19 protein-coding genes are annotated in these 19,558 nt (G+C 70.7%); 6 read left to right on the top strand and 13 right to left on the bottom strand.

Translation table 11 applies throughout. The annotated features are described in order from the left end of the window. The 5 genes from ACFE76_RS19910 to ACFE76_RS19890 form a co-directional block, all read right to left on the bottom strand. On the bottom strand, window positions 1-857 hold an 857-nt coding region (locus ACFE76_RS19910; RefSeq protein WP_375433529.1), incomplete at its 3' end, for a sulfurtransferase. A gap of 151 nt (window positions 858-1,008) precedes the next feature. Beyond that, window positions 1,009-1,911: a LysR family transcriptional regulator gene (locus ACFE76_RS19905; protein WP_375433528.1), complete on the bottom strand. Its 903-nt coding sequence runs from the start codon at window positions 1,909-1,911 to the stop codon at window positions 1,009-1,011. Window positions 1,912-1,996: 85 nt separating this feature from the next. Next, window positions 1,997-2,764: an SDR family NAD(P)-dependent oxidoreductase gene (locus ACFE76_RS19900; RefSeq protein ID WP_375433527.1), complete on the bottom strand. Its 768-nt coding sequence runs from the start codon at window positions 2,762-2,764 to the stop codon at window positions 1,997-1,999. Then, window positions 2,761-3,612 carry a phosphogluconate dehydrogenase C-terminal domain-containing protein gene (locus tag ACFE76_RS19895; RefSeq protein ID WP_375433526.1) on the bottom strand — a complete coding sequence of 284 codons (852 nt, stop codon included), beginning with the start codon at window positions 3,610-3,612 and terminating at the stop codon, window positions 2,761-2,763. Before ACFE76_RS19895 ends, ACFE76_RS19900 begins: the two co-directional genes overlap by 4 nt. Further along, complete coding sequence (locus ACFE76_RS19890; protein WP_375433525.1) at window positions 3,609-4,406, bottom strand: sugar phosphate isomerase/epimerase family protein; 798 nt, start codon at window positions 4,404-4,406, stop codon at window positions 3,609-3,611. The genes ACFE76_RS19895 and ACFE76_RS19890 overlap by 4 nt, the downstream gene beginning before the upstream one ends. 77 nt (window positions 4,407-4,483) lie before the next feature. Between ACFE76_RS19890 and ACFE76_RS19885 the strand changes: the two genes are divergently transcribed. After that, window positions 4,484-5,239: a FadR/GntR family transcriptional regulator gene (locus ACFE76_RS19885; RefSeq protein ID WP_375433524.1), complete on the top strand. Its 756-nt coding sequence runs from the start codon at window positions 4,484-4,486 to the stop codon at window positions 5,237-5,239. Here the strand turns inward: ACFE76_RS19885 and ACFE76_RS19880 are convergent. From ACFE76_RS19880 to ACFE76_RS19845, 8 genes are all read right to left on the bottom strand, one after another. Beyond that, window positions 5,236-6,636, bottom strand: a complete 1,401-nt coding sequence (locus ACFE76_RS19880) for a purine-cytosine permease family protein (protein WP_375433523.1) — start codon at window positions 6,634-6,636, stop codon at window positions 5,236-5,238. The two genes, ACFE76_RS19885 and ACFE76_RS19880, sit on opposite strands and share 4 nt — an antisense overlap. A gap of 131 nt (window positions 6,637-6,767) precedes the next feature. Next, a complete protein-coding gene (locus tag ACFE76_RS19875) occupies window positions 6,768-8,051 on the bottom strand; it encodes a Gfo/Idh/MocA family protein (protein ID WP_375433522.1) in 1,284 nt (427 codons plus the stop codon). After that, window positions 8,048-8,998, bottom strand: a complete 951-nt coding sequence (locus tag ACFE76_RS19870; protein ID WP_375433521.1) for a nucleoside hydrolase — start codon at window positions 8,996-8,998, stop codon at window positions 8,048-8,050. Before ACFE76_RS19870 ends, ACFE76_RS19875 begins: the two co-directional genes overlap by 4 nt. Continuing rightward, window positions 8,995-10,215, bottom strand: coding sequence for a hypothetical protein (locus ACFE76_RS19865; RefSeq protein ID WP_375433520.1), 1,221 nt, complete (start codon window positions 10,213-10,215; stop codon window positions 8,995-8,997). Before ACFE76_RS19865 ends, ACFE76_RS19870 begins: the two co-directional genes overlap by 4 nt. After that, window positions 10,212-11,132 carry a carbohydrate ABC transporter permease gene (locus ACFE76_RS19860; protein ID WP_375433519.1) on the bottom strand — a complete coding sequence of 307 codons (921 nt, stop codon included), beginning with the start codon at window positions 11,130-11,132 and terminating at the stop codon, window positions 10,212-10,214. The genes ACFE76_RS19865 and ACFE76_RS19860 overlap by 4 nt, the downstream gene beginning before the upstream one ends. 110 nt (window positions 11,133-11,242) lie before the next feature. After that, complete coding sequence (locus tag ACFE76_RS19855) at window positions 11,243-12,202, bottom strand: carbohydrate ABC transporter permease (protein ID WP_375433518.1); 960 nt, start codon at window positions 12,200-12,202, stop codon at window positions 11,243-11,245. Then, window positions 12,199-13,515, bottom strand: coding sequence for an ABC transporter substrate-binding protein (locus tag ACFE76_RS19850; protein WP_375433517.1), 1,317 nt, complete (start codon window positions 13,513-13,515; stop codon window positions 12,199-12,201). The genes ACFE76_RS19855 and ACFE76_RS19850 overlap by 4 nt, the downstream gene beginning before the upstream one ends. Before the next feature lie 272 nt (window positions 13,516-13,787). Continuing rightward, window positions 13,788-14,513 carry a PIG-L deacetylase family protein gene (locus ACFE76_RS19845; protein WP_375433516.1) on the bottom strand — a complete coding sequence of 242 codons (726 nt, stop codon included), beginning with the start codon at window positions 14,511-14,513 and terminating at the stop codon, window positions 13,788-13,790. A gap of 156 nt (window positions 14,514-14,669) precedes the next feature. On the opposite strand from ACFE76_RS19845, the gene ACFE76_RS19840 reads away from it, so the two are divergent. The 5 genes from ACFE76_RS19840 to ACFE76_RS19820 all read left to right on the top strand — a co-directional run. After that, window positions 14,670-15,707, top strand: coding sequence for a LacI family DNA-binding transcriptional regulator (locus tag ACFE76_RS19840; RefSeq protein WP_375433515.1), 1,038 nt, complete (start codon window positions 14,670-14,672; stop codon window positions 15,705-15,707). Between the two features lie 60 nt (window positions 15,708-15,767). Beyond that, window positions 15,768-17,054 (top strand): endo-1,4-beta-xylanase, encoded by a 1,287-nt coding sequence (locus tag ACFE76_RS19835; RefSeq protein WP_375433514.1) that lies wholly within the window; start codon window positions 15,768-15,770, stop codon window positions 17,052-17,054. Beyond that, window positions 17,051-18,148, top strand: a complete 1,098-nt coding sequence (locus tag ACFE76_RS19830) for a Gfo/Idh/MocA family protein (protein ID WP_375433513.1) — start codon at window positions 17,051-17,053, stop codon at window positions 18,146-18,148. Before ACFE76_RS19835 ends, ACFE76_RS19830 begins: the two co-directional genes overlap by 4 nt. After that, complete coding sequence (locus ACFE76_RS19825) at window positions 18,145-18,900, top strand: phytanoyl-CoA dioxygenase family protein (RefSeq protein WP_375433512.1); 756 nt, start codon at window positions 18,145-18,147, stop codon at window positions 18,898-18,900. The genes ACFE76_RS19830 and ACFE76_RS19825 overlap by 4 nt, the downstream gene beginning before the upstream one ends. Window positions 18,901-18,915: 15 nt before the next feature. After that, window positions 18,916-19,558 (top strand): hypothetical protein (locus ACFE76_RS19820; RefSeq protein WP_375433511.1); only part of this gene is annotated, 643 nt, incomplete at its 3' end.

The raw sequence follows: 19,558 nt of genomic DNA, 5'->3' as shown, positions 1-19,558 counted from the left end.
GGGGTACGGGGGGCAGGGGTATGGGGGGTAGGGCCAACGGCGACGGGGCGGTCGGACTGGTTGGACCACTGCGACCACGAGCCGGGGAAGAGCGCGGGCCGGTAGCCGGCCAGGGTCAACGCGGCGGCTGTGTGCGACGCGGTGACGCCGGAGCCGCAGTAGACCCCGACCTCGTCGCCCGGTTGGAGGCCGAGCGCACCGAACCGTCGGCGCAGCGCCTCGACGTCGAGGAACCGGCCGTCGGCGTCGAGGTTTTCTCCGGTGGGGGCGTTGACCGCGCCCGGGATGTGCCCGGCTCGCGGGTCGATCGGCTCGGTCTCGCCCCGGTAGCGCTCGGCGGCGCGGACGTCGAGCAGCACCCCGCCCTCGGGGTAGGCGGCGGCACCGTCCAGGTCGAGCACGGGCAGCGCGCCGTCCTGCAGGGTGATGTCGCCGGGCTCGGGGACCTCGTCGCCGGTGGCCAACGGCAGCCCGGCCGTACGCCAGGCGGCCAGCGCGCCGTCCAGGATCCGTACGTCGGACAGGCCTGCGTTCCTCAGCAGCCACCAGGCACGGGCGGCGGCGAGGTTGCCGCCGTCGTCGTAGACCACCACGGTGTCGCCCTCACGCAGACCCCACCGCCGGGCCGCAGCCTGCAGGTCGGCCGGGGTCGGCAGCGGGTGGCGGCCGTCGGTGGGGGCGCCGTGCCGGGCGAGCTCGGTGTCGAGGTCGACGTAGACCGCGCCCGGGAGGTGACCGGCCCGGTACGCCGGCCGGCCGTCCGGCACGGCCAGCGTCCAGCGCACGTCCAGCAGCCGAGGCGGCGCGGCGGAAGCCAACAGCTCGGCGAGCTCGGCGGGGCTGACCAGGAGGGGCACGGCACGGTCCTTTCGGGCCTCGGACGAGGGGTTCAGCAGCAGCTGACGGTCGGGGAACCGACGACGAAAAGCCTAGTAAGAGACTCGGGATAGTTCTAACGATGATCACTGATGGATGAGCATCGCGAGCCCTGATCAAGCAGGCGGGCGCTCAGGCCGGACGGACGGCGTGCAGGGTGGACACGGCGGCTGAACGCCGGCCGAGGAGGTCGTCGAAGAACTCCTCCAGCGCCGCGAGCCCGGCCGCCTCGAGGTCGACGTCCAGACCCCGGCGTGCGGCGAGGAAGACCCCGATCACGCCGAGGTCGGGCAGGTCGCGGCGCCGGACGAGGCCGGTCGGCGTGGCTCCCAGCGTGGGCAGCACCGCGACGCCCAGCCCGGCGCGGGCGGCGGCGACCACTCCGTCCAGGCTCGTGGCCTCAGCCGTGACCTCGACCGCCTGACCGCCCTCGCCCAGCTCGGTCAGGGCGAGCTGGCGCATGCCGCAGGGTTCGACGTAGGCGACCAGGGGCATCGGGTCCGTCGGTTCCGGCCGGCGCCACTGGGGGGCGGCGAACCAGGCCAGCGGCAGCACGCCGACCCGCCGGCCGGGCACCTCGTGCCCGAGGCCGAGCAGCACGGCCAGGTCCACCGTCCCCTTGCTCACCGATTCGGCGAGCTGGGTCGAGCGGTCGATGTGGAAACGGGTCCGGAGGTCGGGGTACGCCGCCGCCAGGGCACCGAGCAGGCCCGGCAGCACCTGGTCGGCCGCTGTCTCGGTGGACCCGAGGACGATCCGGGTCTGCCGGGTGGCGTCGAGGCGTTCGAGCACCTGGTCGTGCGCGGCGAGCAGGTGCCGGGCCTCCAGCAGCAGCCGCTCCCCTTCCGGGGTGAACTGGGCCTGCCGGCCGACCCGGACCATCAAGGTCTGCTTCAGCCGCCGTTCCAGCAACCGGACGTGCTGGCTGACCGTGGGCTGGCTCAGGTGCAACGACGACGCCGCGCGGCTGAAGCCGCCACAGTCGGCGATCGCCACGAAGCTCCGCAGCTGGGACAGATCGAGGGTGTCGGCCATTCCCCCAGACTAAGTAACCCTAGTGGTGGAATAGGCATTTTGTCTCGGCCAGTGAGACGAGCATCCACCATTCGGACAGTGGACTTCAAAGGGTCGTCATGCCGCCGTCGACGCGAAACTCAGCGCCGGTGGCGTAGGCCGACTCGTCGCTGGCCAGGAACACCATCACGCCCTCGACGTCGGCCGGCGTGCCCGGTCGGCCCAGCGGGATCCGCGACACGATCGCCGCCCGGTCGGCCGGGTCGCCCGAGATCGCGGCCACCAGCGGCGTCTCGGTGTAGCCGGGGACGACCGTGTTGACCCGGATCCCCCGGTCGGCGTACGCAGCGGCCACCGCGCGGGCCATCCCGTGCATCCCGGCCTTGGAGCTGGCGTACGCGGTGAACGCCCGGCCCTCGCCGTTGAGCGCGGTCGGGCTGCCGGTGACGATGATCGACCCGCCGGCTGGGCCGCCGGTACGGGCGAGCAGGGCCCGGACCCCGTGCTTGAGGGTCAGGAAACAGCCGGTCAGGTTGACGTCGATCGTGCGCCGCCAGACGTCCAGGTCGAGGTCGGCGACGGCCGAGTCCTGACCGAAGAGCTGCACGCCCGCGTTCGCCACGACAACGTCGAGTGCGTACCCCGCGGCCGCCGCCGCGGCAAAACCCGCCGCCACGCTCGACTCGTCGGAGACGTCCAGCCGTACGGCCAGACAGTGCCGTCGACCCGCCACCGCCTCGGTCGCCGCGTCGAGGTCGCGATCGGTGAAGACCACCGCCGCCCCCTCCTCGGCAAAGCGCGTCGCCACCCGGCGGCCGATGCCCGAGCCCGCACCGGTGACCAGGGCGGTCCGCCCCGCCAACCGCTGGCTCACCGGTGGATCGCGTCGAGGTGCAACATCTTGGTGAGCACGGAGTCGAGCTCGGCGTCGTCGAAGATCGACTTCCAGTCCTCGGAGATGATCTTGTCCCGGCCGTAGTCCATCGCGATCAGACACGCGTCAGAGAAGGGATTGTCGCCCTTCAGCGAGTTGGCCAGCGCCACCTGGATGTGGCCGAGCAGCATCGCGCGGGCCGCGGCCTCGGGCACCCCGACGGTGTGCACCGTCTCGTGCAGCGCCTCCTTCAGCAGACCGCCGACCATGCAGGCGACCACCTCGACCAGGGTCGGCTCGAGGTAGGCCAGCTGCTTGACCGTCACCCAGTGCACGTCCACCACCGGCGCGTACATCTGCCGGATCACCTGCTCGGCGACGGCCTGCACACCCGGGTCGCCGGACTCCAGCGCGGCCACCACCTCCTGCGGCGCGGCGACGCCGCCGAACGTGTCGTTCAGCTCGGCCTCGGTGCGCCGCTGCAGGAAGACCGACGGATGACAGGGGTGCGCGACCGCGTACTCGATGCCCTCGCGCTGGAACAGCAGGTTCGCGTACGCGGCGGCCGGGTCGAGGGTGAGCACGATCGTCCCGGGCCGCAGCTGCGGCACCACCTCGCCGGAAACCGCGGCCAGCGCGACGTCGGGCACGGCGAGGATCACCACGTCGGCCGCCACGACGGCGGTGGCCGTGTCGGTGACGGTACGGCCGGCGTCGACGGTCCGCTGCCGCCCGGCCGGTGAGCTCTCGCTGTAGAGGACGGTGTGCTCGCTGGACGCGAGGTTGTTGGAGACCCGCATCCCCATCTTGCCGCCGGCTCCGACGACGGCGATGGTCAGCTGGCTCATGGTGTGCTCCTGAGGGTGTGAAGGGTGTGGTCGGTCCACTGCTGCTCGAGCCGGATGGTGCTGGCGCTGTCGCCCTGCCAGGGCAGCCAGTGCTCGACGATCTGGCTGATCCCCCGCTGCTCGGGCTGGACGGCGGCGACCAGGTCGGCGTACGGCAGCAGCCCCTCGCCCAGCGGGCAGCCGAGGAGGGAAAAGCCGACCCAGCCGGTCTGCCGGGTGAAGCAGAAGTCCTTGACGTGCACGTTCCGTACGTGCGGCGCCGTCCGGGCGATGGTGTCCAGCGGCAGCTCGAGCGCGGCGACGCAGTTGGCCGGGTCGAGGCAGATGCCCAGCGCCGGTGACCCCACCGCCTCGACGATGTCGACCAGCGTCGCGACCGGGACCTGCTCGTAGGTCTCCAGCGCCAGTGTGACGCCCGCTCGCTCGTAGGCGGGCAGGGCGGCGGTCAGCAGCCGGACGGCCTCGTCGGCGTCGGGGCGGTGCTCGCCGGCGGTGACCATGGAGCGGACGAGCCGGGCCCCCACCCGCCCGGCCAGCTCGAGGTAACGCGCCAGGTGGTCCGAGCCGATCCCGCGGGTGCCGAGCTCCAGCGCGACGCCGGCCCGCTCGGCCTGGCGGCGGAGGGCGTGCAGGCTCGAGTCGTCGAGGTCCTCGACCGCCGGGTAGTCACAGATCTGGAACACCCCAGCACCGGCGTCGGCCGTCCGCTCGACCATGTCCGCCAAGGTGCTCGGCCGCTCGGCGCTGGGGTGCCACTGCCAGGAGAAGGCGTAGGTGCCGAGCCCGATGACCATGTCCAGCAGCGTCCTCCTTTCCCGGCTTCAGTGTCAACCGGTTGACCAATTTGGACCGCCTCTTCTAGGCTCCCGGCGTGCCCGTGCACCCGCCGTCCGACCCCGAGGCGCTGAGCCTGGCGCTCGGCGGCAGCATCGCCAGCACGTCGGCGGTGACCGAGGTGACCCGGCGGCTGCTCGACTACTTCACCGGTGGGACGGTGTCGGCAGGCGCTCGGCTGCCGCCCGAACGCACCCTGGCCACCTCGCTCGGCGTCGGCCGGTCCGCCGTCCGGGAGGCGCTCGCGGCCCTGGAGGTGCTGGGCGTGGTCGACGTCCGACCGGGTTCGGGCACGTACCTGCGCAGCGCGACCTCGGAGCTGTTGCCCCAGACACTGTCCTGGGGGATGCTGCTCGGCGAGCCGCAGACTCGTGAGCTGATCGAGGTCCGGCACGGCCTCGAGGTGCAGGCCGCCCGGCTGGCGGCCACGCGGATCGACGACGACAGCGTCCGGCGGCTCACGGACCACCTGGCCATGATGCGGGCCAGCCGCTCCGACTTCCCCGCCTTCGTCACCGCCGACATGCGCTTCCACCAGGAGCTGGCCGCCGCCGCCGCCAACGCGTTGCTCGACCAGATGCTGCAGAGCGTCCGCTCGCTGGTCCGGGTCTGGGTCGAGCGGGCGCTCAGCGACGCCGAACAAGCGCAGCGCACCTGCACCGAGCACGGCGCCGTGCTCACCGCCCTGCGTCGCCGCGACGCCACGGCCGCTGCGGACGCCATGAGCGCACACATGGACAGCGCCGGCCGGCGGCTGATCGCCTCCCTCGAGGGCGGCGAGCCGCAGGCTTAGGTGGTGGCGGGCACCGGCGAGCGGCGGCGGGTGATCAGGTGGACGACACCGGTGACCAGCCCGGCGACGAGGAAGGACAGCAGCGAGGCGCTCATCCAGGCTTGCGGGACGAAGCCGATCGCGCCGGCGATCCCTTCCCAGGCCTGCGCCCACCAGCCGACCTGGCCGGGGTAGATGAGCTGGTAGACCACGAAGCCGGCGGCCCAGGGCAGCAGCATCAACCGCCGCGGCCGGGCCGCGGCGCTCAGGTCCCAGGTCCGGACGCCGCCGAGCAGGAAGTAGTCGACCACCAGCACGGCGAACATCGGCACGAAGAGCGAGCCGATCAGGGACAGGAAGCTCGCGTAGCCGTAGATGTCCAGGTTCAGCGCCAGCAGTGTGACCACGACGCCGATGACCACCGAGATGATCCGGCGGTCCCAGCGGGGGGCGAGGTTCTGCAGCGAGACCGTGGTGGAGTAGACGCTGGTGAACGACTGGTCCAGCTCGCGCAGAACCAGGACCGCGAACGCGAGGCCACCGAGCGGCACAGCGACGAAGGAGGAGAAGACCCGGTCCGGGTCGCCAGCCACGGTGAGCAGAGCGAGGAGGCCGAGGGCGTAGCAGGCGACTTGGCTCAGGCTGAAGCCGACGAGCGGGCCGATGGCGGCCGCTCTGACCGTGCGCGAGTGCCGCGAGTAGTCGGCGGCTACCGGCACCCACGAGACGGCAACGGCGAGCGCGGTGTCGACGCCGATGCTGAAGCCCGACCAGCTGCCCCCTGACTCAGAACCCAGGCTCTGGCCGGGCAAGGGGGCCCGCAACAGCTGCACGAACAGGTAGCCGACCGCGAGGACCATGGCGACGGTGACGTAGCGGCGGAGCACCCGGACGGTCCCGAGCGGCTTGAGCGCGAGCCCGGTCGTCAGCAGCCCGATCACGACCACGAAGACCCAGTGCGGCACCGACGGCAGCAGCTGGCTCGCCGCGGTCGCGATGGTCACCACCTCGAACGTGCTCCACCCCAGCATCTGCACGGTGTTGAGCACGGTCGGGACGTAGGAGAGCCGGGCGCCGAAGAGCCCGCGAAGCAGCACCATGCCGGGCGCACCGGTCCGAGCCCCGGCGACCGAGGCCAGCGCGATGGCGCCGGCGCCCAGCACGGTGCCGACCACCGTCGCGACCAGGGCTGCGAGCAGCGACATCGGGGGCGCGTCCGGGCCGTTCGGGTGCAGCAGCACGACCGCGCCACCGAAGCCGAGCAGGCTCACCCCGAGGTTGCCCCACAGACCCAGCTGGTCGAGCAGCCCGAGGGCCCGCGGCGCCGGTTCGGCGAGCGTGCGCGGTACCTCGGCGTGCGTTGAGCTGGTGTTCTCCGCCGTCGGTCGGGACAGGTCGGACTGTGTGACCGACGACATCGGTAACCCTTCAGATCGAGAGCGTGACGCTCGACACTATCGCGGGTCGAGCGCCACGCGCCGTCCTGAGACGGTGACGAGACCGGCGAACAGCAAGGCGTACGCCTCGTGGGGTTGCGCCGTCACCACCATCAGCCCGGCAGAGTCTCGACCGTCCCCCGGTGCCGGGCGCGCTCGGCCGCCCAGACGATCTGGTGGGTGTGCAGGCTCTCGGTGGGTGAGGTGAGGATCCGGCTGGGATCGGCGTCCCGGACGGCGGCGAGGAAGCTTCGGGTCAGCGCCGCGTCGGCGCCGAGGTGACCGCGCCAGGCGTCCGGGTCGTCAGGGTCGACGAGCTGGGTGCTCGTCGTCTGGCCGGTCAGGAAGTCGAAGACCGAGACGATGTAGCCGTCGCCCTCGACCGTGCCCCGGGTACCGAAGATCCGGGTCTTGCGGAACGCCATCGGCGTGAAGGCGGTCATGGTCAGCGAGGCGGTGACTCCGCCCTCGTACTCGATGCTCACCACCTGGTGGTCGACCACGTCGTTGTCGCAGTCGTAGACGCAACGACCGTACGGACCCTCGCGCAGCGCCCGAGTCACGCCGTCCTCGGTGAGGTCCTCGGTCAGGATGGACAGGGGCCAGACCTGGGCGGCCGCATCGTCGACGTGCTCGAGGTAGATCTGCACGGCCGAGTAGGGGCACTGCCGTTCGACCGAACAGTCCAGGCAGCGACCGGCGGCGCCCTCAGGCTTGTTGGCGGAGGTGAAGTGGCTGAGGCTGCCGAACGAGGACACCCGGGCGGCAGGCCGCCCGACCAGGTAGGAGAGCCAGTCGACGTCGTGGCAGCACTTGGCCATCAGCATCGGGTTGGACTCGTCCTCGCGCCGCCAGTTCCCGCGGACGAAGGAGTGCGCCTGGTGCCACCAACCGACCGGCTCGAGGTGCTCGATGCTGACCACGTCGCCGATCGCCCCCGAGTCCAGCACCGCCTTCACCGCCGCGGTGTAGGCCGAGTAGCGCAGCACGTGCGCCACGCAGACCAGGCTGCCCGAGCTCAGCGCAGCCTCGCCGATCAGCCGGGCCTCTTCCTCCGACGGAGCCATCGGCTTCTCGAGCAGCAACGGCAGGCCGAGAGCGATCACCGCGAGAGCCGGCTCGGTGTGCTGCCGGTCCGGGGTGGCGACCACCACCGCGTCCACGTCCAGGTCGGGCCGGGCCAGCAGCTCGGCCCAGCCGGCGGTACAGCGGTCCGGCGCCACCCCGAGCTCCGCGGCCGCCGCCGCTCGGCGCGACGCACGGGGCTCGGCGAGAGCGGTGACCACGGCCTCACCGCTCGCGGTGCTCTCCCGCGCGTACGTCATCCCGCGCGAACCCGCCCCGACCACCGCCAGTCGCAGCGGCCCAGCTCCCGACCTCGCTGCCGCGGACGTCACAGCCGGCCCAGGGTGTCGAGGAAGTAGCGCGAGAAGCCGGCCGCATCGACGCCCACCGCGATCTGCGCGTTGGGTTCGCGGCCGCTCGGCGTCCGTCCCGTGCCGGGGACCACGCGCTCGGCGACCAGCACGCCGCGCGCCACCCCGTCGAGCTGCACCTGCAGGTGAGCATCAGCCAGGGTCAGCAGCTCGGGACGGCTGACCGCGGCGACGGCCAGCGGGTCGTGCAAGGCGCAAGAGGTCACGCCGACATCCTCCCCCGCCGCCAGGTGGTCGATCCACGCGACCGAGTAGCGGCCTGCGAAAGCGACGAACGGCCGGGGATCGGTGGTCATGGACTGCGCCGCCGCCCGGGTCAGCCGGACCTGGCGGGTGACGTCGAGCCCGACCCAGGTGGCCGCGACCCCGCTCTGCAGCACGACGCGGGCGGCGTCGGGATCGCTCCACACGTTGAACTCCCCGGGCATGTCGGCCACGCCGGTGGTGCCGCCGAAGACCCCGCCCATGATCACCAGGCTCCGCAGCGACCCGGCGAAGTCGGGGGCGAGCAGCATGGCCAGGGCCACGTTGGTCAGCGGACCGATCGCCACCAGGGTGAGCTCGCCCGGTCGAGCACGCACCGTCTCGACCAGCGCCGTCACCGCGTGACCCGGCTGGGGCGGGCGGACCGGCACCCCGGCCGGCACCTGACCGGTCCGGCTCTGGGGGTGCAGCAGCGCTCGGTTCGCCCCCCGGTGCAGCGGCGCGCTCGAAGCACCCAGCTGGTGCAGCAGCTCGGCGGTCAGAACGGTGGCGGTCTGGACGTCGGTGTTGCCGTTGACCGTGGTGACCAGGCGCAGGTCGAGGGCCGGGTCGGCCACCGCCAGGGCGAGCGCGAACCCGTCGTCGACGTCGCTGCCCGGAGCACCCATCGCGAGGTCGAGGTCGAGGACCAGCGGCGTCGTCACCGCGGACCGCCTCCGCCGTCGGGTCCAGACTCCGGCGGCGACGCGGGGTGCAGGTCGGGACCGGAGAGCAGGTAGACCACCAGCGGCTCCGTACCTGAGCTGACGACCTCGACGCCGGCGGTCGCGGCGCTGTGGCTGACCAACAGCTCGTCTCGGCCAGGCGAGCGGCCCACCAGGTCGTGCCCGCCCCAGGTACCCCGACCTGCCCAGGCGAACAGGCTGTAGACCCCCGGTTCGGTGACCCGCAGCCGAGATCCCGGTCGTACGGTGAACCGTTGGCCGCTGAACTTCGTGGTGCCGGAGAAGACCCACTCGCGCCGGCCCCAGTCAGGGGTCGACCCGCCGACCAGCCGCGGCTGGAGGTGGGCGACGGCGTAGAGGTCGGGATCGCCGTTGTGCTGCCAGTCGACGAAGCCGAGCGGGAAGCGTTCGCGGTCGCGGTCGCGGTCCTCGGGTCGGACGTCCTTGTACAGGAGCTCCTTGCTGATGATCCGGCCACCGTTGAGGGCTTGGAACATGCTCAGCACGTCGGAGTCCTCCTGCAGCTCGAGGGTGAGCGCCGTCCCGGGTCCGTGCAGCGTGCCTGAGGGTACGAGAAAGCCCTCCCCCGGCACCTGCAGGTACGCCCGTGACGTGCGCAGGATCAGGTCGGAGTCCCAGTCCTGCAGGTACGGCAGCAACGCCTCTCCCCGCGGCCCGGCCGCGATGTGCGGGTGGACGCCGAGGAAGGTCTCCGGGTGCGGGCCAAGATCGACGTCGGGCAGGAAGTGGTAGGCCTCGTCCTTCTGCTGGCGGCCCACGAGCGAGGCGTACGCCTGCGGCGGGTGGATGTGGAAGGGCAGCCGGGCGGCGTAGTCGAAGAGCTTGGGCAGCCGGCCCAGCCCGCCGGGATGGGCTGCGGCGTACGCGGCCCCGAGGACCGCCTCGGGCGCGGCCCGGACGGCGTCGGCGAGCAGCAGCGGCTGGCCGTCGTCGGTCTCGACGGGCGACAGACCCTCGTCCGGCACCCGGATCCGGTTGTCGGCCGGGGTGGTCGAGGCCAGCCAGCGCTCGCAGATCGCGCCGCGCTCGCCGAGGTCGTACTCCTGCTCAGCCAGACCCAGCCGCCGCCCGGGCGGCAGGAAGTCCCGCGCCACCCAGGCGGGCTGCAGCCGGAGGATCCCGCCGCCCTCGCCGAGCAGCGACTCGACCCGGTCCCGCGCGAAAGGCTGGGTCACCCCTTGAGGCCGCTGACCGAGATGCCCTGGATGAAGCGGCGCTGGAAGATGATGAACACGATGATCATCGGCAGCGTCGCGATCACCGAGCCGGCGAACAGCACGTCCCACTGAGTGCGCTTCTCCACCACGAACAGGGCCAGACCCAGCGGTGCGGTGTACTTGTCGGGGCTGCTGACGATGATCAACGGCCAGAAGAAGTCCTCCCAGGCTCCCTGGAAGGTGAAGATCCCGGTCGCGGCGAGCGCGGGCCCGCAGAGCGGCAGCACCACCCGGAAGTAGATCGAGAACTCGTTTGCCCCGTCGATCCGAGCGGCGTCGAGCAGCTCGTCGGGGATGGAGACCATGTACTGCCGGAGCAAGAAGATGCCGAAGGCGCTGACGACACCGGGCATGATCAGCCCCCAGTAGGAGTCGAGCCAGCCGGAGCCGCCCTGGCCGAGGATGTCGTTGCCACCGAACAGCGGGATGTGCTTGATCACCAGGTAGTTCGGGATCAGCGTGATCTGGCCCGGGATCATCATCGTCGCCAGGAAGAGCAGGAAGATCGCGTTCTTGCCGGGGAACTCGCGCTTGGCGAATACGTACGCGGCGAGGGAGTTGAAGAACAGCTGCAGCACCGTCACCGACACGGCGACGAACGCGCTGTTGGCGAACCAGCGCCACGCCTGCGGGCTGTCCTCGCCCTTGAGCGGCCCCACCCCCAGGAACTTCTGGTAGCCGGTGGTGCTCGGGTTCTTCGGGATCCACTGCGGCGGCCACGAGAACATGTCCCCGATGCTCTGGAACGAGGCACTGATCAGCCAGGCGAACGGCGCCACGAACAAGATGGCGAACGGCACCAGGATGACGTAGGCGAGCCAGTACCAGCCGGAGCGGCGCCGCCGACGCGGTGGTTTCGTGACGTCCGCGGCCACGAAGACCGCCTCGGTCGCCTCAGGCGGGGTCGCCGCGGACGCGTCGGAAGGCCCTTGACCAGGGACGACCTCCCGCGCGGACCTGCCTCGCTGGCGTTCCGCGAACCCGCTCACGCATCCCCCTTCCGGTAGATCCGCAGCTGGATGATCGTAAAGACCAGCAGGATGGCCAACAGCCCGAACGACAGCGTGCTGGCGTAGCCGAACTCGTAGAACTTGAACGCGGCGAGGTAGATGAAGTAGACGACGGTCGTGGTCTTCTCCGCAGGTCCACCGCTGGTCATGACGAAGATCTGGGTGAAGACCTGGAAGGCGCCGATGATCCCGATCACCGCAAGGAACAGGGTGGTCGGCCGCAGCATCGGGACGGTGATGTAGAGCAGCCGCGACAAGCCCGACGCGCCGTCGACCCGGGCCGCCTCGTACAGGTCCTCGGGAATGGCCTGGAGCGCGGCGAGGTAGATGACCATCGAGAAGCCGACGCCGGACCAGATGCTCATCAGGATCACCGAAGGCATGGCGAGCTTCTGGTCGGACAGGAAGAGCAGCGGCGAGTCGATCAGGTGGGTCTTCAGCAGGTAGAAGTTGAACAGCCCGAAGTCACCGTTGTAGAGCCACTTCCACAAGATGGCGACGACCACGAACGGGGTGACCACTGGCAGGAAGTAGAGCGTCCTCAAGAAGCCACGGCCCCGGAGCGGCAGGTTGAGCAACAGGGCGACGAGAAGACCGATCGCCATCGTCACCGGCACCGACACCGCGGTGAAGTAGAACGTGTTGACGATCGCGCCCCGGAATCCCTCGTCCGCGATCATGTCGGAGTAGTTGCGGAGCCCGACGTAAGGCGTCTCGGGCTCGAGGGCGTTCCACTCGTGGAAGGTCAGGTAAAAGGCGAAGATCAGCGCAAAGACGGTGAAGACCATGAACAGCAGCAGCGGGACCGAGAGGAACGCGTACGCGCTCCAGTTCCGGCGAATGCGCCAGGCGACGCTTCTCCGGCGCGGGGGCGGGAGCGAACCGGCCCGCTCCCCCGCGCCGAGCGGCCGCGCGGGGGAGGGGTAAGTCGTCAACGAGACCCGAGCTTGTCGAATGTCGCGGCGGTGTTGTCCAGTGCCTCGGCCGGGGTGACCTTGGCGAACATCGCGTTGCCGAGCTCGGTGTTCAGGTCCTCCGTGACCCGGGGCCAGGACTTGTTGGCGATGTTGTAGTTGACCCCGCACTTCATCAGGTCGGCGAAGCCCTTCAGGACGGGCTTTTCCTTCTCCAGCTCGGGCGAGTCCAGCAGGGCGATACGCGGCGGCAGCGATGTGCCCTCGGACTTGTAGGTCCAGATCGCCATGTTTTCCGGCTTGTTCAGGTACTCGATCCACTTCCACGCGGCGTCCTGCTTCTTGCCCTTGGCGAAGAGCACCAGCGCGTCACCGGCGATGGTGGTCTTGCAGCCGGCGGTGCCGCTCGGCAGGGGCGCGGTGGCCCACTTGCCCTTGATCTTGGGGAACTCGTCGTCCAGCACCCCGGCAAACCAGGACCCGGCCATGTACATCGCGATCTGGCCCTGGGCGAACCCGATCCGGGCGTCGTAGGAGTTGGAGTTGAGGTAGTCCGGGGAGGAGTACTTGGTCAGCCCGACGTAGTAGTCCGCCGCCTGCTTGCCCACGTCGTTGTTGAGGAGGAACGTCTTCTCATCCGAGCTCAGCAGCTCGCCGCCGTTCTGCCACAGCCACGGGTAGAAGTAGTACTCGGCCTCGGGCGCGAAGACCTGGAAGCCGTACTGCTTCTTGGCCGGGTCGGTCAGCTTCGCGGCGGCCGCCGTGAACTCGTCCCAGGTCTTTGGGGCCTCGGTGATACCGGCCGCCTCGAACAGGTCCTTGCGGTAGAAGAGGCCGGTGGTCTCGCCGTCGAACGGGAGCCCGTACATCGCACCGTCGACCGTGGTCTGCGCCCGGAAGGCGTCCACGAAGTCGGCCGGCTTGGTGCCGTCGCTGCGGGCCATGTAGCTCTCGAGGTTCACCAGGGCCTTGCGCGGGGCGAACGTGGCCACGTTGCTCGCGTCCACGTAGGCCGCGTCCGGCGGGTTGCCACCGGCGACCTGGGTCGTGAGCTTCTTCTCCGACTCCTCCGCCGGGACGTCCTGGAACTCGACGGTGATGTTGGGGTGCTCGGTCTTGAACTGGGCGTAGAGCTTCTTCATGCCCTTGGTGTTCCCGACCCAGGAGGAGAAGGTGATCGTCACCGGCTCAGTGGGCTCGGCGACCGGTCCGGCCTGGGAGGTCTGCGGCGCCGTGGACGGATTGTTGCCGCTGCCGCCACCGCAAGCGGCGAACAGGGTCAGCGCCACGGATGCCGCGAGCACGGGCAGGGTCCGCGATCTGAGGTTCTTCATCGAACCGACCTTTCGAGAGGGGCGAGCAGCTTTCGCCCGGTGCACCCAAATCGATTGCCCCGAGTCTGGGCGAGACACTGCTACACGGCAGCGCGGCTGTCAAGAGCTGGGCGGAAGCCTGTGGACAACCGGTCGGATATCGGCTCGCGGTGGCGCGCAGAGTCGTTCGGTAGGCACGGCTCAACGAAACAGGCGCAGATCAGCGGGCACAGGTGGACCGTACCGGTGGGCTGTGACCCGTCGAGCGCCACTCGCGGCTGACCCGAGACGGGTCAGGGCCGGATCGGGATCCGGCGGAAGCGTTCGGCGTACCGGGAGCCGATCCTCAGTCCGGCTTCGCGCAGCGGTGGCGCGATGTGCCGGTCGAACATCCAGCCGCGGTCGCCGTTGGCCTCGCCGTTCTGGCTCCAGTGGCACCAGACGGCGTCCATCTTGGTCTCGACCACCGCGCTGACGTCCACGTACAGGTCGGCGTCCCCGATGGCTGGCACCCAGGCCTCGGCCACGGCGTGCGGCTCGAGCCCTTCGGCGAGCAGCTCGGGGTAGATCCGCGGCATCAGCGCCTCGGGATAGGCCGCCCGCAGCGCCGCCTCCCCGGCCGCCATGTGGTCGCCGTGCGACCAGTCGACCGGCGCGTCCATCGGCCGGAACGGCGTCATCGTCAGCAACAGGTCGGGTTGGAACCGGCGGATCTGGCGGACCAGGTCGCGCTTGAGCCCGGCCGTCACCTCCAGCTGGTCGTCGTGGTAGCCGAGGAAGACCACCTCGCCCACGCCGAGCACCGCAGCGGCCGCACGCTGCTCCGCCGCCCGGGTGGCAGCGAGCTCGGCGTCGGTCACCGACATGTCGATGCCGCCGCTCGAGCCGTCGGTGCAGACCACGTAGCTGACGGCGGCCCCGCCAGCCACGAGCCGCGCGACCGTGCCGCCGAACATCCACTCCGCGTCGTCGCAGTGGGCGAAGACCACGAGCGCGCTCGTCACGTCCTCGATCAGCACCTGGGGCCTCCTCGTCGTCGACCCCGGCCGGGACAACAGGGGGCGCGGCTCATCATCACCGGCCGTACCGACGTGGTCAATCGTTTTGGGTCCCGGCCCCGACTGCGCTACATTCCCGAGAGCGACCGCTCCCACGCGGGGCGAAGGAGGTGCCACGTGACCGACACCTCGGCGTCTGCCGGTGAGGCCGCCGTCCGCGCCACCATCGCCCGCGCCACGATCGCCGACGTCGCCCGGGCGTCCGGCGTGAGCACCACCACCGTGTCGCACGTCCTGACCGGTAAGCGACCGGTGGCTGCCGCCACCCGCGACCGGGTGCAGGCCGCGGTCGTCGAGCTGCACTACCGGCCCAACCACGTCGCCCGCAACCTGCGCGTCGGCAGCTCGCAGATGATCGCCGTGGTGGTCCCCGACATCACCAACCCGTTCTACGCCCAGCTCACCCGGGGCCTCGCCGACGCGCTCGGCAGCGACTACGGGACCTGGGTCTGCAACACCGACGGGTCGGCGGGGCGCGAGCGGCAGTACGTGTCCGACGTGCTGGCCCGCGGCGCCGACGGACTCGTCGTGGCCTCGGTCGAACGCGACTCCGCCCGGGCGAGCGCCCCCACCCGTTTCGACATCCCGGTCGTCTGCCTCGGCGAGAGCATCGACCACCCGCTGGTCGACCGGGTGATCGCCGCCGACAGCGAGGCGTCCCGGTCGGCCGTCGAGCACCTGGTCGCGCGCGGCGCTCGCCGGGTGGCGATGATCTCGGGTCCGGTGACCCACGGCCAGTCCCGGGTGGCCGGCTACCACGAGGCCCTCGATGAGGCGGGGCTGCGGGTGTCGCGCCAGCTCAACGTGCACGGGGACTGGACCCGGGCCGGCGGCCGGGGGGCGATGCACCGGCTGATGCGGACCCCGCACCCCCCGGACGCCGTCTTCTGCGCGAACGACCTGATGGCGATCGGCGCGCTGGACGCCGCCCGCGAGCTCGACCTGCGGCTGCCCGAGGACGTCCGGCTCGTCGGCTTCGACGACATCGAGGCCGCCTCGCTGGTGAGCCCCGCGCTGACCACGATCGCCAACCCCGCGTACGAGACGGGCTGGTCGGCGGGCAAGCTCGTCCTCGACCGGCTGCAGGGCCGGCACAGCGGTTCGCGCCGGACGGTCGTGCTGCCCTGCCGGCTGATCGTCCGCGAGACCTCCTGAGCCGGGCTCGAGAAAACTGGGTCTTCCCAAGGTCGGCGGCGGCCGTTAGTGTCATGCGCCATGACCACCAAATCGATTGGCATCAGTGCTGATGCTGACGAGGCCGGCGCTGCTGCCGGCACCGGCCAGCACCCCTCCTCGCGTGAGGTCTCGCGTCGTCTGCTGCTGGGCGGCGCCGCAGCCGCGACGGTCGCCGGCGTCGGAGCCGCTGCTCTCCCCGCCGCCGCGACCTCGACCACCCCGGCCCACCGCCACCCCCGCCCCCGGCACGCGCCGCTGTGGCGGGTGGCAGCCGAACGCGGCATCACCTTCGGCTCCTCGACAGCCACGTGGCAGGTCAGCGACGCCGAGTACGCCGCCCTGTTCGACCGTGAGGCAGGGATCCTCTTCACCGAGGACGACCTGCTCTGGTACCAGCTCAAGCCCACCCCGGACGCGCCGCTGAACTTCAGCCTGGCCGACACGCTGTTCGCCCGCGCACGGCAACAGCACCAGCTCATGTTTGCCGCCCACCTGGTCTGGGACGAGGGCTTCGGCGACGGCTGGCCCGAGGACTACCTGTGGGAGCTGGACAAGCCCGACGCTGAAGAGCTGCTCTACGGCACCGCCAAGGCGATGGTTCGCCGTTACCGCGGTCGGACAGCCGGCTGGATCGTGGCCAACGAAGTCACCAGCCCCATCGGTGACGACGCCGACGAGCTCGGCTTCCGGACGAACGTGCCCTGGTACGCCACCATTGGCCAGGAGTACGTGGGCCGGATGTTCCGGCTGGCCCGGCGCTACGACCCGCACGCCACCCTGGTGCTCAACGAGTTCGGCTTCGAGACCACCAACGAGTACGGCGACGACCCGGCGGCTCGGCAGGAGGGCATCCTCTCGGTGATCGACACCCTGCAGCGGCAGCATGTCCCGCTGGACGCGGTGGGTGTCCAGGCCCACCTGGTGGCCAGCTACTGGGACAGCTTCGACCCCAAGCAGTACCGCCGCTTCCTGCGCCAGATCGCCAAGCGGGGGCTGAAGATCCTCGTCACCGAGCTGGACGTGCTGGACGACGGACTGCCCGCCGACGTCCGGGCCCGCGACGCGGCGGTGGGTGACATCTACGCCGACTACCTCAGGGTCACCCTTGCTGAGCCGGCGGTGAAGTCGGTGATGGCGTTCGGGCTGTCCGACCGCTACACCTGGCTGCAGGAGGACTTCCCGCGCGAGGACGGGGCCGCCCGCCGACCGCTGGCCTTCGACGAGGACCTGCACGCGAAGCCGGCGTACCGCGCGCTGCGGCACGCCCTGGCCCACGCGCCCCACCGCAAGCCGCTCTGGCATGCGCCGCGAGAGCGGCGCCGGTGACCTCCGTGCTCGACGTCGGCGTGATCGGCCTGGGCGAGGTCGCCCAGGTCATCCACCTGCCCGTCCTGCAGTCGTTGCCGCAGCTCTTCTCGGTGCAGGCGGGCTGCGACATCTCCCCCACGCTGGTCAAGACCGTGGGCGACCGCTTCGGCATCCCCAACCGCTACCTCGACGCCCGCGAGATGATCGAGGCCGGCGGTCTGGACGCCGTCCTGGTGCTCAACAGCGACGAGTTCCACGCCGAGTGCGCGGTGCTCGCCCTCGAGCACGGCCTGCACGTGCTGGTCGAGAAGCCGATGTGCCTCTCGCCCCGGGAGGCGGAGCGGATCATCGCCGCCCGCGACCGCACCGGGCTGACGGTGATGGTCGGCTACATGCGCCGGTTCGCCCCGGCGTTCATGGAGGCGGTGGAGCGACTGCCAAGCCTGGGCACGGTGAACTTCGCCCGGGTGCACGACGTGATCGGCCGCAACTCCTTGATCGTCGACCAGACCGCCTACGTCGTCCGGGCCGACGACCTGACCACCGACCAGATGGAGCAGCGCTGGGACCGCGGCCGCACGCTGGTGCGCGACGCCCTCGGTGACGTGCCTGAGGCGTTGGCGGGCGCGTACCGGCTGCTCTGCGGACTGGGCAGCCACGACTTCTCCGCCATGCGGGAGCTGCTGGGCCCGCCATCAGGCGTCGCGTCGGCTCGGATGTGGCGCGGCGGCGGCTACCTCGCGGCCCTGCTCGACTATCCCGACCACGTCGTCGTCTACGAGACCGGAGTCGACGAACAGCTGCGCTTCGACGCCCACCTGGAGATCTATGGCGATCTCGCGTCGATGCGGATCCAGTACGACACCCCGTACGTCAGGCACCTGCCCACCACGCTCACGCTGACCGAGACCTCCGGGACGGCGTTCACCCAGACGACGGTCCGGCCGCACCTGAAGGACCCGTACACCGCCGAGCTGGAGTACTTCCACCACGCGGTCACCACCGGTGCTGCCCCGAAGACCTCGCCCGAGGACTTCGTCGCCGACCTCAACCTCTTCGCCGAGCTGGTCCGCGTGCTCGGCAGCACCCCTCAGCCAGGAGTTCTCCCGTGATCACCACCGTGCTCACCGACGACGACGTCGCGACCTTCCGCTCGCAGGGCTACCTCCTGCCGGGACGTCAGCTCTACAGCGCCGACAAGCTGGACGCGCTCGAGGCGATCTTCGACGAGCACCTTGCCGACAAGGGGTCCAAGCTCTCCGACGAGCTCGACACCCCGCACTTCCGCGATCCGCGGCTGCTCGACTACCTGCTGGGCGATGAGGTGCTCGACCTGGTCGAGCCACTCGTCGGCCCGGACATCGCCCTGTGGACCAGCCACTTCATCTCCAAGGACCCCTACACGGGTCGGGCGACGCCGTGGCACGAGGACTCAGCCTTCTGGAACGGCCGGTTCGACCGCTACGACTCCATCGTCACCGTCTGGCTGGCGCTGGGCCCGAGCAACCGCAGCAACGGCTGCATGCGCGTCATCCCGGGGACGCACCTGGACGGCGGCTTCCACGACAACTACGTTGCGACCGACCTGAGCGTGCAGACGTTCCACGCCGAGATCCCGGACGTGGACGAGAGCCAGGCGGTCGACTTCGAGCTGGAGCGTGGCCAGTTCTCGCTGCACGACGGCCGGATCGTGCACGGAGCGCGGGCCAACACGAGCGCGGTCCGCCGGACCGGCTACACCATGCGCTACTTCCCGGCGTCGGTGACGATGATGCCGGTGGAGCAGAACGAGGGTTGGAAGATCTGGCTGGCCCGCGGCGAGGACCGGGCCGGCAACACCTACGCGAACGTGCCCGGCTCCTGATCGGCTGCTGAGCTCATGGAGAGAGGCGTCTACTTCGACGCGTGGTTCCCCCGGCAGCACTGCTACCACCCCAGCCTGCCGCCGCGCCGGCTGCGGATGGTCGACGACCTGGTCGACTACCGGGCCACGCTGCTGGTCTGGGCGTCGATGGGCGGGGGGTCGCTGGCCCTGCCGTACCTCGAGCAGGAGGCGTTCGGGGCGGTGGAACCGCGCTCCCGCTTCTACGGCTTCGTCAACGACGCCGAGTTCGTGGCCGCCTGCCAGGCGCGCGGGATCAAGGTGCTGGGCATCGTCTTCGAGGCCCAGGGCTGGGAGTTCCCGGTGGAGCTCGACGACGACGAGAGCACGATCCTTGCCCTGAACGAGCTGCGCGGGGTCGGGCACCGCGACTGGCTGGGGCTGCGGGAGTTCTCCTCGAACCGCTACCCCAACCTGTGGCCGGCTTTCGAGACCTACTTTCCGGGTGGGCTGCGCAACTCGGCCGGGGAGCCGGTCACCGACCTGATCGAGGAGTGCGTGGCCCGCGACATCCACGGCGAGCCCTGCCACGCCCGCTGGGTCGAGTGCCCCGACCGAGACCACCAGTGCTTCTACATGGACCGCAACAACCCGGTCTGGCGGGAGTACCTCAAGGCCGTGATCCGGATCCAGGTCGACG

Source organism: uncultured Friedmanniella sp. (assembly GCF_964244005.1).
Classification (GTDB): Bacteria; Actinomycetota; Actinomycetes; order Propionibacteriales; family Propionibacteriaceae; genus Microlunatus.
Note: the sequence above shows the minus strand (reverse complement) of the source record. Positions and strands in the feature narration are given on the sequence as shown.

Excerpts from the sequence above, each read along its gene's own strand:
- ACFE76_RS19905 (WP_375433528.1), bottom strand. The coding sequence starts at position 1,911 with ATGGCCGACACCCTCGATCTGTCCCAGCTGCGGAGCTTCGTGGCGATC.
- ACFE76_RS19895 (WP_375433526.1), bottom strand. The coding sequence starts at position 3,612 with ATGAGCCAGCTGACCATCGCCGTCGTCGGAGCCGGCGGCAAGATGGGG.
- ACFE76_RS19890 (WP_375433525.1), bottom strand. The coding sequence starts at position 4,406 with ATGGTCATCGGGCTCGGCACCTACGCCTTCTCCTGGCAGTGGCACCCC.
- ACFE76_RS19880 (WP_375433523.1), bottom strand. The coding sequence starts at position 6,636 with ATGTCGTCGGTCACACAGTCCGACCTGTCCCGACCGACGGCGGAGAAC.
- ACFE76_RS19850 (WP_375433517.1), bottom strand. The coding sequence starts at position 13,515 with ATGAAGAACCTCAGATCGCGGACCCTGCCCGTGCTCGCGGCATCCGTG.
- ACFE76_RS19835 (WP_375433514.1), top strand. The coding sequence starts at position 15,768 with ATGACCACCAAATCGATTGGCATCAGTGCTGATGCTGACGAGGCCGGC.